This window comes from Shewanella sp. (assembly GCF_013214165.1).
In the GTDB taxonomy this organism is placed as follows: domain Bacteria; phylum Pseudomonadota; class Gammaproteobacteria; order Enterobacterales; family Shewanellaceae; genus Shewanella.
In genome coordinates this window covers 14690-29904 of the sequence record NZ_JABSSM010000026.1, presented here as the reverse complement: position 1 = coordinate 29904, position 15215 = coordinate 14690, and the positions used below count along the sequence as shown (strand labels likewise).

Sequence of the window (15215 nt, the reverse complement as noted above, 5' to 3'; positions counted from 1 at the left end):
TAGATGATAAGTTCTTAGCATCTAGGTATTAGGGCTGTATGCCTTTGAAGGATGAAATATGCGTTTTACCCAATCATCATTGAAGATAGGTGAATTGGCCACAGGTCAAGATCTCACCATACCCATATTTAGCCATGAGTGCGAAAGCGCCACGGCGCCCAGCGTCTATATTCAGGCCAATGTACATGGCGCCGAAGTGCAGGGTAATGCTGTTATCTATCAGCTGATGAAATTGCTGGATAAATACACAATATGTGGCGACATCACACTGGTGCCTCTGGCTAATCCGCTGGGGATTAATCAAAAAAGTGGCGAGTTCACCCTGGGCCGCTTCGACCCAATTACCGGTGTGAATTGGAACCGGGAGTACTTCGGTCATGGAATCGATGTGGCAGCCTGGTATCAGGCGCATGATTCTCTGAGTGATGCAGACTTGATCGCTCAATTTAGGGCTATATTAGTTGAAGGCTGCTTTACACGTTTAAACAGCGAATGGGGTATCACTACCGGGCACCAGCAAGCGGTCAATTTACAAGTGATGGCACATCGAGCCGATATTGTGTTAGATCTCCACACCGGGCCTAAGTCTTGTAAACATCTCTATTGCCCTGAATATGATGCACAAGCGGCATCTTTCTTCTCTATCCCCTATACCTTGCTTATTCCCAATGATTTTGGTGGCGCCATGGATGAATCTATCTTCTGCCCTTGGTGGCAACTCACCGAGCATATGCAATCTGTGGGAAGGGATTTGCAGGTACCTATATCAGCCTTTACCTTAGAGCTAGGTTCTCAAGAGAAGATCAATCTCGACGATGCCCTGGTCGATGCCAAAGGGATTCTGGCGTATCTGAGCGAACGCGGCGTGATCGAACAGAAGCTTGTTCCAGCTACGATGAAAAGGTATGCCTGTTATCTGCAAGACTATAAGAAATACCATTCGCCTCTCGGTGGCATGGTCGAGTATCTGGCTGAGGTTGGCCAACCATTGGCTGCCGGAGAGTCACTGGCAAATATCTTAAGGCTAGATCTTTATGGGACCGATAAGGCCATAACCCCACTCAGTCTAAATCAAGCTTGTGTCCCCATCCTGCACTTTGCCTCGGCATCGGTTTATCAAGGCACAGAGCTGTATAAGGTGATGACTAATGTGTTTGAAATTTGATAAATCTCTTTGCTAGGAGGAATTACCTCTTTACAAGTGTTACGCTTGTGTTTGTTTTGTTAGGCATACCAATGAACGTAGGTGGATTATGAAAAAAATGATGTTGAGTACCTTATTAATACTTACTACTGCGTGTTCGAGCGATCAAGTTGACGACAATCAAAAGTCAAACAGTGCGTCTACAGAAAAAAGTATTGCAACCACTATCACTCAGCTTCCAGAGAGTGATAGCAAAAATATAGAGCTTAATACAGGTAAAAATAGCCTGACTTTTTCTAACACATATAGTTATGGATTAAATGAACGAAAATTTACCTCTAGTACTGATGTTTTAATGAAGGGGAGTCCTGTCTCTAGCCCTACTATGTCTGAATATGGGATCTTGAAAGGGGGCTTTATTGTTATTACAAAAAAAAATACAGAGCAATTATTTTCTGGTTACCAAGTTAAAAAAATAGCTAAAAATACCTATCGATTAACCCCCTTAAAAGCTCAAGAAAACTTATATGTTCTGTATCTAGACCTACTTAATAATGGTGATTTTTCACGAGTAGAAATTGAGATTGATTTTAGCCAGCCTTTTAATCCACAAAATTATTGAGTGTAATCTTAGCAGCGTAAGAAATTTAATTTACTAATAAAAAAGAGCCATAACTGAAAGGTTATGGCTCTTGTATTATTAACGTTTAGTTATTACTTACGGCGACGTAGAAGTGCCAATGGTAATAAGAGTAAAGTGAGGAACCCAGTTGAACCGCCTGAACTTTTAGATTTAGCAGGAACGACTTCAGGAATATCATTAACCTCGACACTAACAGTAGAAACGACATCTGCAGTTCCGTCATTTACTGTTAAGGTAAACTCTAAAGTTTCATTACCACTAACTTCTGGAGCTGTGAAGCTAACCTCGTTAGTATCTGCACCTGTCAGTGTCGCTTCTGTTCCTGATGTTTGTGTCCAAGCAAAGGTATGCGTATCAGTTGCATTAGCATCAACCGTTACTGAAGATATGGTTACAGTTTCACCTTCATTGACGCTTTCAGCGCTAGCAGTTGTAGTTACACTAGGTAAACGGTTATCACAAGCATTTACATCGCCGGCTATTTGTGTATGGAACACATTTGAAGTGATATTGTTGAAGGTTAAATTATCAACAATCCAACCAAATGAACTCGTATTCGTATCAGCTACGATACGGAAGCGGAACTGTACTTGGTTACCATTTAACGCTGTGCCAAAGTTCAGCGACTCAGTTTCACCTGGCCATGCAATGTTACCGGTAAATGCTTCTCTACCAGGAAGTAGATCCGCGAGTTCACCAGCATAACCTGCACCACCAAAGTTTCCACCCATCTCAGTGACGTCAGCCCAGTCACCACCATTAACGCGGATCTCAACAACACCGCCGTCATATGCTGCTTCGATTTCATAGTACTGGAACCAGCTAACAGTGAAATCGCCACCATATCCTACGGTGAAAGGCTTGGTTTCATATGCAACATCTGATGCGAAGCCATTGTTAGCTATGTATAGATACTGACTGTCTACAGGGAAGCTAGCTGCATAACGACCACTCAGTGATGCTGTATTCTCGGCAAGTTCGCCACCGCTAATGACAACTTCTGTCAAGTCAATAAGAGCTGAGTAATCTTCCATATCACTCATTGAGCTGTTCGCGTCAATATCTTTGCTGCTGAAGTCCATATTAACAATCGTTGAAAGACTGTAATCACTGACTTCTACTTCTTCATCTAACTCAGGGAATGAGAGCTCGAAAGTAACTTGCTCAGCGGTACCAGCTTCATTTAGCGTAAACTCGATTGGAGAGCTTGTTACTTCACCGAATATAGGCACTGCTGAGAAGGATACTTTACCTTCGTTAGCAAATGTCACATCGTGACCACTTGTAACTCTGATTTCAGCCTCGATACTGTCGAAAGCTGCGCTGCCTTTATTAGAGACTGTGAAAGAGACCGTACCTGTTTCGCCCATATCCACAATGCCATCTTTCGAGCAGTAACCAAGAGTCATACCTTCATAATCAGCATCAATAGAGTGGCCCGTTACACTAAAGGCAGCCAGTTTCGTTTCATAAGACTCAATCACGCCTATATGTTTGGTATCGAAACGCTCTGGAGACACAGCACCAAGGCCCAAACCGCGGCGAGCGAATGCAGTGAGCATAAGATCGTAATCGGCAACATCATTAGCGTATGCCGCCGCAAGTATTGCATCACGTGCTTCAGTATAAGTTGGCGCAATCGGCGTCATCTTATAGCCAGCCACTAGATAATCCATCATTAAGCTGCGGGCTTCTTCAAATGAATGACGCTCATCATTGATTAATGCTACGTAGCTATCCCATAGCATTGCTGCCCATGGTTCACCTGCATCATGCACTTCTGCATCGCCATATTTGTCAGCCCTAGTCCCCTTTCCTAGTTCAACATTCGCAAATGTTAGAGGGTTGACTGTCATGTCGGTACTGTACGGGTAATTACGAATACCGGTATAGAAAGAACCAACATAAGATACCGCAGCATAAGCCTTTTGGAACATGTCGTTACCGTCAAGGTTGACATCATCGGCTTCAGAAACGAGTAGTAATGCGTGGAAGTCACCCCAACCTTCACCCATTGAGCGACCCTGCTGGTTGATTAAACCTGAAGAGTTACCCACTAAACGGTTAGAGATATAATGTCCCCATTCGTGAGCGATGATAGCGTTGTCCCAAGAGCTCGCTTTAAATGGTTTGTGGTTGAACATAGATACAGCAACATTTTCACCAGCATCGAGTAAAGCGTAGATTTTAGCACTATCATTTAGTGATAGACCCATGCTAGGTATTTTCACTGTATCGTCGCTACCACCCATAGGTGTTGGTTCATCAGTACCTCTGTTATTAGCAATGAGTACTGCAATAGCACCCGCATCTTGAGCGTGTTTCACTTTTATGGTGAAGTCACAAGCACCACGATCTATTATGGCAATTTTACCAGCTATATCAGCTGCATTTATTGTTGTTTCACATCCATCGTAAATGGTGCCATCAATGATCTGACCATCTGGGCGGGTTGTGAGGATCGAGCCATCATCGATTTTAACGATTGAGCCAGCAACCTCGAACTGACCTTGGCCAAAGCTCGCACGTTGAGTTGATTCAAGAAGTCCTACCGCATCGTCTGATGTAACGGTTACACCAAAGTGCTCACCAACGATTGCGTCTTTACTGTCCCAAAGGTACATCTGCATACGTGGAGAATTACCATCGGCGGGAGTAGTCATGTTGGCATTGTTAAAGCCAGAGTTATCTTGAACTTCTGCTCGTATCGCATCGCCTTCAACACCACCGCGATCGTAGTTTAATGCCTGTGCGTTACCAGATGCTTCGTCGAAGCCGTGGTCATAGAAAGTATCGTGTAAATAGTTATTGATATAGAAAAGGTTAACAATTGCAGCTTTACGGTTCCCGACAGAGCTTTCTGGCTCTGAAGTAGTGTATTTGTAATCGAATGTATTACCACTAGTGACTTCTGCGGTGAAGTCGCCATTAGTAAAGCCGTCAGGAGCGATTGCATCAACATAAGCATTAACGTTATTGCCTGAAGTGGTGGTAGCATCTTCAGCCAGCCAAGCGTCTTTAGTGCTTATAGGGCCATGTGTCATGGTGACCATTGGTGCTTCAAGGTATTCAGTAGAATCAACCTGATCGGCACTTGTGGCTGGAATTACGTTTCCATGTGGACTATCCCAAGGCACACCAGTTTCATCAGCATAAACTCGATAGTCAAATGCTGAATCTTCAGAGGTTAAGTTGTGTTTAAAAAGAACTTCATTTGTATTGGCATCGATAACGAAACTATAAAACTCAGAGTCGACGCTTTCTGCGTCTGAAACTTCTAGTTCAACATAGTGCGCGGCAACAAGCTTACCTTTCTTGTCGAAATAAACTTGCTTAGCTCGAGGGGAGCCTACAATCTGCTTTGTACCAGAGGCGTTTGAGCTTAAATATGATTGATACTTATTGGATTTAGATGATGTAGATGTAAGCGTTACTGAACTGCCCCCCATGTTTGAGAATGCGGCACTAATCGCTGAAGTACCGTCGTCAAAGTTAGCTTGAAGCGCTTTAATGCTCTTACTTTGATTAGAAACATTCGCAAACTTTCCAGATGAAGCTACTAAATTGAACTCACGGTCCATCATGATATTTACTTCATGATTAAAGACTTCAATATTATTAATCTCTTGATTATACTTAGCAATTGTCGCACCGCGACCGTTATCGTGCATGCTAACTAATACTGCTTTTGCTGCACCTTTATTAGCCGTAGATATGCCTGTAACCTTGTTGAGGTAGAAGTCGGCTACTGTCGCGATTTTGTATTTTTGTTCTAGGGCGCCTAGCGAAGGGGCTATTTGACCTTTCTTAGCCCACTGGAACGTAGCTTGGCCTGTTTTAGAGTCGAACTGATCACTCATTCCACTGAGGCTGGTCGTTGTTGGGCTAGAGGCAACATTCTGTAAATCAGGAATTAATTGCTGCTGGCTGATGGTGGCTGGCTGCTGTGCTGAATATGCTGCTGATGAAATCAGTGCTGCTGTTATTGCTATCGATAGTTTTGTTTTCACAACTTCTTCCTTGTCAACTGAAGGCACAACACCCGAGTGCTGTACTAATTTATTTCATACTATTGTTTTTTTTATGTTGCTCTAACGAATGAGCTGCACATCTTGTAACACAAAAGTACCAAAACGTTAACCTTAAAGTGAAAAAAGTTGCAATTTACATTTTTTAGTCTACTGATATGGGCGAAGTCACTTATTTATATTCAACCTATGGCTTCACAGCCCTTGTAATGGGGTTTTGTAGGCTGATTAATGTTTCGGTAGATTGAATTTCATCTATGGATTGAATGCGATTAATGAGCACATGTTGTAATCCGTCGATAGATTGGCACATAACCTTTACAAAAACGCTGTAATTTCCTGTGGTGTAATAGGCTTCTACCACCTCTTCAAGTTCGTTTAACTTAGATATGGCAGCGGGGTAATCACCAGCACTCTTTAAGTTGATGCCGATAAAGCAGCAGACATCGTAGCCAAGCGCTTTAGGATTTACAGTTATCTGTGCGCCTGTGATGATCCCGGCTTGTTTCATCTTTTCGACGCGAACGTGAATGGTACCTGCGCTGACGTTGAAACGTTTAGCCAGCTCTGCAAATGGCGTTCTCGCCTCTTTCATCAATGCAGATAAGATTTGGTTATCGAGTTGATCTCTTTGAAATGATGTTTCCATAATAAAATTCTTAAAGTAATAACTAATGATAAGTAACTTACCTGTAATTATGATGAAATTCTATTAATAAGGTGTGATTGATATCAAATCAGCAAATATAGAGGTTGGTAATGAGTGACAATGGATTAAAAGTGAGTCAGCTACATCATTTGCTCACGTCACTTATCTACTGTAAGTGACGTATGTGATGCGAAACTCATAAGATAGGGGGGAGAGCTGCCGTTTTCTTTCTTGATGAGTTTTAGCAACTAGATTCTGGTCCATTTGAGGCTGATTAACAGTGGATTCACCTAGCTATTGCTCAACAATGCGCCTCAATTTAACTGGCCTGAGAGAGCTCTGAATTGCTCATAAATTTAATGGCATTGGTATTACGTCTCTACTGGTTATCTTCAGCAGCCATAAAAGGCACTTTGCAGTTAAAAGTAAGCTCTTTACCTGAATATGGCTGTTTGATAGTGAGCTCATGTGCGTGCAGTAGTAATCGACTCGCTAAGCGCTTAGCTAAGGGGTCTGCATAGAAGTTATCACCGAGTATAGGGTGGCCTATGGCCATCATATGTACTCTCAACTGATGTGAGCGACCCGTTATAGGGGTCAGTTTGACCAGTGTAGAGTGTTTTGCGTAGCTGATCACATCAAAATGAGTTAAGGATGGCTTGCCTATTTCATGATCTACTTTTTGTTTCGGTCGGTTGGGCCAGTCACAGATTAAGGGCAGATCTATACTGCCTGTGTGTTGCTTTATATGTCCCGCAACTCGCGCGTAATATATCTTCTTAGTTTCTCTTTCTCTGAACTGTCTCTTTAACTCTTTTTCAGCATTTCTCCTCAGCGCCACCACGATCACGCCCGATGTCGCCATATCTAAACGGTGGACTACTTGGGCATTGGGATACTCGGCTAAGACACGACTATAGACGCTATCATGATGCTCAGTTGCTCTACCTGGTACGGATAGAAGCCCAGAAGGTTTATTTACCACCAAAATGTCTTTGTCTTGATAAATTATTTCGAGCCAGGGATCGGTTGGTGGAGAGTAAATAAAGTCTGACATTGGAAGCGCCTAGGTGAGAAAACGAGGCCAAGATAACTGCAAGCGGATGGGCTAGACAAGTGAAAAGTTAAAATTGGAGTGATTTCTTTCAATCTAGCTTACGGATATTGTTTGATTAGTATTGATTTAGCTTGTTTATATTGTTCTAATCCCACTCTGAAATAACGCAATTATCTTACTAAAATCATTGATTAATTTACTGGGATGTAATGATAACTCAACCTCGATATCGTCTGGCTGATAGGATAATAGATCCTAGCCAATGTACCATTATAAAGGATGGCTCATTGCTCAAAGTTGAACTTAGAGCCATGCAGGTACTGGTGTGCTTGATCAAGCATGCGGGTGAACCTGTGAGTCGAGATATGCTGCTCGAGGAGGTATGGTCGGGAGGAGAGGTCTCTGACAATGCAATCAACAGAATCATAGGATTACTACGCAATCAGCTAGGAGATAATGCAAAGTCTCCCAGCTTTATAAAGACGCTCCCTAAGGTCGGTTATGTACTAATTGCCGAAATCACATTAGTTAAAGAAATTACTAAAGAGGAAAAGTTTACCGAGGAAGTAATAGCTGGCAGTCATATAGATGAGAGAGATGCTAAGGAGCGGGGCTCGGTTAAGAGAAAACTGTTCTCTGTTCTTTATGAGCACTCGAGTAAGTTTATTTTAGTTTTTATAAGCCTAGTTTCATTAGCTTCTTGGCTAGCATTTCAGTATTTTGGCAACAATCCCTTTGTGGCTCCTCTGCAGCATAGTACCGAACTTAAACGTTTAACTTTTTTGGATGGACAAGAGTTCAGTCCTGTACTTTCACCAGATGGAAAATACTTGGCATTTTCACAACGTGAACTAGGAGAAAAGAGCTGGCGAATAGGCATGATGGAGATTGATAGCCGCTCAATCGTTTATTTAGAAGACCCCATGGATAATCAAGGGTATCCAGCTTTTAGTCCCGATGGTTCTAAACTAGCTTATCTCTCTTTTGATCTGACTGGTCGCTGTAAAATCAACATGGTGGATTTAGCTAACGGAGAATTTGGACTGATAAGTACAATTACAGCCTGCAAGAGTCAGATGCAGGCAACGAGTATTGCCTGGAAGCTGTCTGGTAAAAGCCTGTTCTATATAGATGAGGATCATCAATATGATTATTTAACAGAGAAAAAAATATTTTCCATTGGAATCAATGGTGACAATAAACAACAGATAACTCAGCCATATTCAATTGGCAGAGGAGATTACTCTCTAAGTCTCTCACCTGACGGTCGGTACTTAGCAATGGTGAGAAATGTACGCTGGTATCAAACTCAGGTGATCTTACTTTCATTAGAGACTGGTATCTGGCAGGACCTTTTTACGGTAGATATTATTTTACATACAGTGGCTTGGACTAGGGATGGCAGCTCTTTGATTTATCGGTCTTTAACTGGCCATCTCACTAAATTCAACATAGAATCTCATTCTCATAGCCAGCTGACCAATATCATGCAGCCAATTATTTCTCCCATTTCAAATCAAAATGGTGAAATTGTTGCGGTTCTTGGAGATTTTTTTAGAACTGAAGTGTGGCGTCTTGAAGCTTCTCAGAAACCCAGTTTAGATAAGTGCTCTGCAACTAATAACATATGCTCAAATCGCTATATTTATTCAAATGGAAAGAATGATAGAGCAACTACTGACTTTAATGGGACTAAGGTCGCCTTTATCTCTGATAGAACAGGTGTCCCTGAAATTTGGTTAAAGAAAAATGATGGCGATGAAATAAAAATTAGCAACTTCGAGACTATTAATAATATAAAAGACCTTAGTTTCTCTTTGGATGGTGAGAAACTACTAGGAAGGCTAAATAGCAAACCATTCATTTTTTATGTTAAAGAACATAAAATCAAATTTATTGAAATAACGAATACGGATGAGGTTTATAGTGTCTCTTGGGGAAGGGATGCTAACTCCATAGTCGCCACAATTGATAATTTGGGGCAATCATCATTGAAACTCATTGATATCAATTCTGGTGAAATAATCAAGAATCTGGCTGGCGGTGGAGAATATGGGAAGTTTTCTGATGACGGTTTATTTTACTTTACTAAACGTGCAGATGGAGGCTTGTGGATGTTAGTGGATGGGAGTGAAAAGCTGATTGTAGATAATTTTAATATCAGAAGTAATTTATCTTGGAGCGTCATTAATGGATATTTATATAATTTGGTCAATAAATTTGGTTCATACAATTTGGAGCGTATAGATATTAAGACATTTGAAAAGATAGCTATAAAGCTGCCTTTTGAAGGTTTAAGGGGGCATTCCATCTCTGTCGATTCTAGTGGCGTTGTATATGTCGTCATATCAAAAGCAAAAGATATCGATGTGATAAGTATTGAGTATAACTAAACCCTGAGTCTATGCATGTTGTTGTTTTTTATGGTAATCACTTTTTAATCACCTTCTTATTATGGTACGTCCGTCATCGGGCAGTGTAGTTTAGTAGTCAGGCAGGTTAGCTCAGTTATTTTTAATGTTTAGTTTTAGCTTGATTAACTTTACCCTGGGTTACTTCATTAATATGAGTTCTTTCGACAATTATATAATGTTCCATCTGGCCCCAGAGTATCTGGTCCATACTGTGGGATTTCTACTTTTATTAGTAGTTATTAGTTGGTTTCATTTATTAGTCACTATGAACTGATGTTTTTAACTAAATTCACTGTAGTTAACCTGTCAACCTATTTGTTGAAAGTCACATCGGCTTTTATTTATGTTTTTTGAACACGATTTTTATTAACTAGTAAGTAAGGGTTTAAAATGAAAAATAAGATGTTAAATACCGTTCTACTCTTTGCTGTTTGTGGTTCTGTTTCTGTCTATGCAGCACAAAGTTACATTGATGATAATTACGACGTGGCACCTATTAATGTTAACGCAGCAATAGATAACAACGATGATGTTATTATTATCCCTATGGGACAGTGCACTCCGATGCCATACTGCCAACAGTTAGAACGATAGAAATATATTAATATTTTGAAGTAAAGTTTTGTCGATAAGATGCGATAAAATTATATTGTTTATTAGTGGCTCTAACAATATTTATGGTATTGGTTATTCACAAGGTATGTGTGTATTTAAAGAGTTACTTAATAGGATATAGTCATCTCCCCCTTTTAGACATAGGTGTTTTCATTTTGATTACACCTTTTTTTTGTCCTTTTTATAAGGGGGTTATTTACCAGGAGTACAATAGAGTCAGATTAACCGAAACAGTTTAATTTTTAGATTATTTCCTCAAGAGAAGCTGTTGCCGTTAACGTGCATTAATGAAAAAGTCCAAACCACGAATGAGAGTAGAGAGTGAATCAAGGCGTAGACGGCTTGATCTAGACGCTCCATTCCTCGAGCCTGCCATATCAAGTGTCCATGAAGCATCACAACCACTGGAAACAATAATAAGACGGGGTAGAAGCCGACGGCGCGACTGAGTGCAAAATGCGTGTCGCTGAAAAGGAGTTGGCTCAAGAGAGCCCACAAGACCATGAGTCCGGTAAGCATGGGCGGGGCGATATGCCGAGACTGCTCTGAATTTAGCACCATATTCTATCTTCCTTGTAATATTGAGCCTAGGTTTTCTGGCTGTTTATTCTTCTTGTCTTTTCTAGCCATATCTAATGGTTTAATTTCGATTCTAGCTTAACGCATATCTTACCTGTATTTTAGCTTAGCAATTAGGCTTGCGGGCGATCAATTGTGCCTTGTAACTCAGGTTTGAACCCTTTATCACCTCTCCTTCAAAATAATGCATAAGAGCCCATGTCTTAAATTCATTTTTGAGTTCATTGGATTTCAACAGAAACTTTGGGTTTCTTGGTCGCCCAATTTCTACTTGTTTCTCTATGAAGGTTTCATAAACGAGCAAGCCACCAGGTTTTACTGCGGCCGCGATCTGTGGAAAAAGCGGGCGGTGCAAGTAATTGAATACTAACACCAGATCATACTTGTTTTGCGTGAGCTCTGGCGCCGAACCATCTTCAAGATCCCATGCCAGATAGCTGTGCCTTGTTGGCATCGGATCCGTGTGTGGCTCTGAAGGTGCATTGAGATTAACCAGTGATTTGTCAATAAAGGTAACCCTATGGCCCTTATCGGCAAACCAGAGCCCATTGCGGCCACTGCCACAGGCGAGATCTAAGACCTCACTCTTATCTAGCAGGCTTAGCTCTAGGCTCTCGGTGATTAGCCTAGAGGCCGTTTCAGCCTTTAACTTCTTTTCTTGCATCGATTCTTCGCCCATGTATAACTGAAAAATGCCTTAAACCTGCCGGACCATGTGAGACGACGACAGAGAGGAGTAATACTGTGATTAACAGCTCAGGCTTGTAGCTTGCGAAAGGAATGAAAAGGCTCAAGAGTCCTAATTTTACTAAGGTGAGTACGCCTTTCAATTGAATTAACCAGCGCCAATCCCTGATTATTTCCCATAACATAAGCAGTGATCCTGTCGTCATGGCCATGCACCAATAGACGAGCCACTCTTCCTGGGCCACGCCCAACAGAATACCCCCGCCGGCTCCTGTTATTCCCAAAATGTGTATCGCTCTAAGAGCCGTTTTTCCAAGTCTTTGCACCCAAAATTGCTTTTCTGATAACTTAGTGTTTTTCATATGAGAGCGGATACTGGCTTGGTGTTGAAGGGCTATTAGCTTATCAGGAAATAACAGGTAGTGAAGTAATATGGGCCCTATTTAATCATTCCTGCCCGTGTGTGGGTACACAGTCAAATAACTTACACAGCTAAATGAAACCAGAAGTACCTAAATGTGATAACAAGGGGTAAACTTTGATGATTAAATATTGGAAGGCAAATGGAATGAAGATTGGATTTTTTAGTGCCAAGCACTACGACATGGAGCACTTCGATAAGACTAACCATGCTTTTGGTGCTTCCATAGAATATTTTGATTATCGGCTGTGCATGAAGTCAGTTAAGCTGGCCCATGGTTTCGAAGCCATCTGCGCTTTTGTAAATGACTCCCTCTGCGAGGAGGTGCTCGTCGAGCTGGCTAAGAATGGCACTAAGATCATCGCCATGCGCTGTGCAGGCTTTAATAATGTGGATTTGGTCGCGGCAGAAAGATTGGGACTCAAGGTCGTTAATGTGCCAGCTTATTCTCCCGAGTCTGTGGCCGAGCACACAGTGGCCTTGATGCTGACGCTGAACCGTAAGGTGCATAAGGCTTACCAACGAACCCGGGATGCCAATTTTTCCTTAGAAGGCTTGGTTGGTTTCAATATGCATGGCCGCACTGTCGGTGTGATTGGCACAGGTAAGATAGGTTTAGCGACAATTAAAATATTGCTGGGTTTCGGCTGTACTGTTATCGCCCATGACCCCTATCCCAATCAGTCAGTGCTAGATCTCGGTGTTGATTATGTGTCCCTGGATGAAATGTACCCTGTCAGTGACATCATCACGCTGCATTGCCCTCTTACGGATGAAAACCATCATCTATTATCTGAATCTAGCTTCAATAAGATGAAAATGGGGGTCATGGTGATCAATACCAGTCGAGGTGGGTTGCTCGATGCCTTAGATGCTATGGAGGCATTAAAAACCGGACAACTTGGTGCGTTAGGCCTAGATGTATATGAGAATGAGAAAGAGCTATTTTTTGAAGATAAATCGAATGAGATCATTCAGGACGATATTTTCAGGAGACTATCGGCCTGCCACAATGTCATCTTTACCGGACATCAGGCGTTCTTAACTGCAGAAGCCCTTGGAGCGATCGCATTGACCAGCCTCACCAATGTTCGCCAGTTACTCGATGGGAAACATTGTCCCAACGAACTATTTTAAGCTTCAACAATATTAATATCCCATGACAGCATGTTTATTGACTGATAATCATTGTCAATGATAGCAAAAGGAAACTAACACCATGATGGTAAAACAACAAGTTCATGATATTCCAACCAGTACAGGTTTGATGCGGACTTACCTTTATCGCCCTAAAGCGGAAGGGGTGTTTGCGACTATTATTTTTTATTCAGAAATTTTTCAGCAAACGGCTCCCATTGCCAGAGCTGCGACTATCATGGCCGGTCATGGCTTCGTAGTACTGGTGCCTGAGGTATTTCATGAGCTCAATCCTATCGGTACAGTGCTGGCTTATGATGATGCTGGTAAAGATAAAGGCAATGAAGACAAGTTTGCTAAGCCGCTTGAGTCCCATGACTCAGATGTCGACGCTCTGGTTCGCTTCGCCAGAAGTCAGGAGTTCTGCACCAGTCAGGTTGGCAGTATGGGGGTCTGTATCGGTGGACATTTGGCCTACCGCGCCGCGCTTAATCCTGATGTCTCGGCCGCATTCTGCCTCTATGCTACAGATATTCACTCCAACACCCTTGCTTGCCAGCCTGGGAATGACTCCCTGAGCCGCACTCAAGACATACAAGGCGAACTGGTGATGGTGTGGGGCAAGCAAGACCCCCATGTCTCCGGTGAAGGGCGTACGTTGATCTACGCTAAATTGGAAGAGAAAGGGCGAAACTTCACCTGGCTAGAGGTCAATGCCGAACACGCCTTCATGCGTGATGGTGCTGATAGACACGATCCGGCGCTTGCGATGCAGATGTATGGTCAAGCCGTCGACTTTTTTCACCGTTTATTAAGGTAATTCTACTTAGCGTTTGCTTCTCGCTTTCAATCGCTGCGTTAACGGGCACTTCATCTCCAATAACTGGGTGAAGTGCCGGCTCGATGACTTCCTTTCATGACCCGCAATTCGTATAATGCTCGGCCAATTCCTCTCCAAATCATAAATAGATGCAAGACGAACAGATTCTCCACCAAAGCCAAGATGAGCTAGGCCCACTCATTGTGTTAGATGATAAATATATGCGGGTGCTTTCATTCGGCGATAATGATGAGCAAAGTAAGTTACTCAAGTCTGAGCCACATATTCCTCAGCATACTTATATCCAGGCCATGCTATTAGTTCTGCTGTTTATCAAGCCAAAGCGGGTCATCATCTTAGGTTTAGGTGGTGGCGGGCTGATCCATGCCCTGCGTAGATTCGATACCGGCATTAAAGTGACAGCGGTTGAGCTAAGAGCACAAGTCATTGAGTTAGCGAGACGTTACTTTCAACTGCCAATCGGTAAAAAGCTGTCGATAATCCATCAAGATGCCAACGTGTTTCTCGAGCAAGGCGATCATAAGCAAGCCGATGTTATTTTTGCCGATATCTATGGTGCAGATGGTGTCGATGAGAATCAGTTATCAGCGACCTTTATTGCCAATGCAGCAGCCTTGATTAAAGCCGATGGTTATCTGGTATTGAACTGCTGGAAGGAACATAGCCAAAATCGAGCGCTATTGAGTCACCTGCAACAACATTTTAGCGAGGTTAGGGCCTGCCTGACCGGAGGCGGTAACTGGGTGGTGTTCGCTGGAAAAACCAAGCGAGAAATCACTAGTGCCGGATTGAAGTCCAAGGCTCACTCCTTATCGCAACAGCTCGATTTTACCCTTGGGCGTTCCCTGACGCGATTCGCCCTGTGGGAATAACCGCATTGAGTCATAGGGTTTGCTCTGGTTATCTGCTTATGATCTTCTGTTCTGAAAAAACGATTAGGATGATAGGTTTTACCCGTTATATTTAATGTTCCTGCTTGGTTAATATCATCACATCGAAA

The 15215-nt window shown here is 42.3% G+C and carries 13 protein-coding genes; 7 read left to right on the top strand and 6 right to left on the bottom strand.

What is annotated here, in order from left to right; genetic code table 11:
- Window positions 1–58: 58 nt before the first annotated feature.
- Window positions 59–1165 (top strand): succinylglutamate desuccinylase/aspartoacylase family protein, encoded by a 1107-nt coding sequence (locus tag HRU42_RS09605; RefSeq protein ID WP_295030614.1) that lies wholly within the window; start codon window positions 59–61, stop codon window positions 1163–1165.
- Window positions 1166–1253: 88 nt separating this feature from the next.
- Window positions 1254–1766, top strand: coding sequence for a hypothetical protein (locus tag HRU42_RS09600; protein ID WP_295030613.1), 513 nt, complete (start codon window positions 1254–1256; stop codon window positions 1764–1766).
- A gap of 92 nt (window positions 1767–1858) precedes the next feature.
- Here HRU42_RS09600 and HRU42_RS09595 read toward each other — a convergent pair whose 3' ends face one another.
- The 3 genes from HRU42_RS09595 to rluA form a co-directional block, all read right to left on the bottom strand.
- A complete protein-coding gene (locus tag HRU42_RS09595) occupies window positions 1859–5797 on the bottom strand; it encodes a rhombosortase-dependent M36 family metallopeptidase (RefSeq protein WP_295030611.1) in 3939 nt (1312 codons plus the stop codon).
- Between the two features lie 205 nt (window positions 5798–6002).
- A complete protein-coding gene (gene asnC / locus HRU42_RS09590; RefSeq protein ID WP_077754866.1) occupies window positions 6003–6464 on the bottom strand; it encodes a transcriptional regulator AsnC in 462 nt (153 codons plus the stop codon).
- A gap of 379 nt (window positions 6465–6843) precedes the next feature.
- On the bottom strand, window positions 6844–7521 hold the full coding sequence (gene rluA / locus HRU42_RS09585; protein ID WP_295030608.1) for a bifunctional tRNA pseudouridine(32) synthase/23S rRNA pseudouridine(746) synthase RluA: 678 nt from the start codon (window positions 7519–7521) through the stop codon (window positions 6844–6846).
- Between the two features lie 287 nt (window positions 7522–7808).
- On the opposite strand from rluA, the gene HRU42_RS09580 reads away from it, so the two are divergent.
- Window positions 7809–9914, top strand: coding sequence for a winged helix-turn-helix domain-containing protein (locus tag HRU42_RS09580; RefSeq protein ID WP_295030607.1), 2106 nt, complete (start codon window positions 7809–7811; stop codon window positions 9912–9914).
- Between the two features lie 411 nt (window positions 9915–10325).
- A complete protein-coding gene (locus HRU42_RS09575; protein ID WP_295030605.1) occupies window positions 10326–10529 on the top strand; it encodes a hypothetical protein in 204 nt (67 codons plus the stop codon).
- Window positions 10530–10805: 276 nt separating this feature from the next.
- Here HRU42_RS09575 and HRU42_RS09570 read toward each other — a convergent pair whose 3' ends face one another.
- From HRU42_RS09570 to HRU42_RS09560, 3 genes are all read right to left on the bottom strand, one after another.
- Entirely contained in the window at window positions 10806–11111 is a 306-nt protein-coding gene (locus HRU42_RS09570; RefSeq protein ID WP_295030603.1) for a hypothetical protein, read from the bottom strand.
- 124 nt (window positions 11112–11235) lie between these two features.
- Complete coding sequence (locus HRU42_RS09565; RefSeq protein ID WP_295030601.1) at window positions 11236–11793, bottom strand: methyltransferase domain-containing protein; 558 nt, start codon at window positions 11791–11793, stop codon at window positions 11236–11238.
- On the bottom strand, window positions 11768–12178 hold the full coding sequence (locus tag HRU42_RS09560; RefSeq protein ID WP_295030600.1) for a hypothetical protein: 411 nt from the start codon (window positions 12176–12178) through the stop codon (window positions 11768–11770). The genes HRU42_RS09565 and HRU42_RS09560 overlap by 26 nt, the downstream gene beginning before the upstream one ends.
- Window positions 12179–12384: 206 nt before the next feature.
- Between HRU42_RS09560 and HRU42_RS09555 the strand changes: the two genes are divergently transcribed.
- The 3 genes from HRU42_RS09555 (at window position 12385) to HRU42_RS09545 (ending at window position 15087) form a co-directional block, all read left to right on the top strand.
- Complete coding sequence (locus HRU42_RS09555) at window positions 12385–13374, top strand: 2-hydroxyacid dehydrogenase (RefSeq protein WP_295030599.1); 990 nt, start codon at window positions 12385–12387, stop codon at window positions 13372–13374.
- A gap of 82 nt (window positions 13375–13456) precedes the next feature.
- Window positions 13457–14194 carry a dienelactone hydrolase family protein gene (locus HRU42_RS09550; RefSeq protein WP_295030597.1) on the top strand — a complete coding sequence of 246 codons (738 nt, stop codon included), beginning with the start codon at window positions 13457–13459 and terminating at the stop codon, window positions 14192–14194.
- A gap of 149 nt (window positions 14195–14343) precedes the next feature.
- Entirely contained in the window at window positions 14344–15087 is a 744-nt protein-coding gene (locus tag HRU42_RS09545; protein WP_295030596.1) for a spermidine synthase, read from the top strand.
- The last annotated feature ends 128 nt before the right edge of the window (window positions 15088–15215 follow it).

Coding starts and splice junctions, on each gene's coding strand:
- HRU42_RS09605 (WP_295030614.1), top strand. CDS start 59: ATGCGTTTTACCCAATCATCATTGAAGATAGGTGAATTGGCCACAGGT.
- HRU42_RS09600 (WP_295030613.1), top strand. CDS start 1,254: ATGAAAAAAATGATGTTGAGTACCTTATTAATACTTACTACTGCGTGT.
- asnC (WP_077754866.1), bottom strand. CDS start 6,464: ATGGAAACATCATTTCAAAGAGATCAACTCGATAACCAAATCTTATCT.
- rluA (WP_295030608.1), bottom strand. CDS start 7,521: ATGTCAGACTTTATTTACTCTCCACCAACCGATCCCTGGCTCGAAATA.
- HRU42_RS09575 (WP_295030605.1), top strand. CDS start 10,326: ATGAAAAATAAGATGTTAAATACCGTTCTACTCTTTGCTGTTTGTGGT.
- HRU42_RS09570 (WP_295030603.1), bottom strand. CDS start 11,111: ATGGTGCTAAATTCAGAGCAGTCTCGGCATATCGCCCCGCCCATGCTT.
- HRU42_RS09565 (WP_295030601.1), bottom strand. CDS start 11,793: ATGCAAGAAAAGAAGTTAAAGGCTGAAACGGCCTCTAGGCTAATCACC.
- HRU42_RS09560 (WP_295030600.1), bottom strand. CDS start 12,178: ATGAAAAACACTAAGTTATCAGAAAAGCAATTTTGGGTGCAAAGACTT.
- HRU42_RS09555 (WP_295030599.1), top strand. CDS start 12,385: ATGAAGATTGGATTTTTTAGTGCCAAGCACTACGACATGGAGCACTTC.
- HRU42_RS09550 (WP_295030597.1), top strand. CDS start 13,457: ATGATGGTAAAACAACAAGTTCATGATATTCCAACCAGTACAGGTTTG.
- HRU42_RS09545 (WP_295030596.1), top strand. CDS start 14,344: ATGCAAGACGAACAGATTCTCCACCAAAGCCAAGATGAGCTAGGCCCA.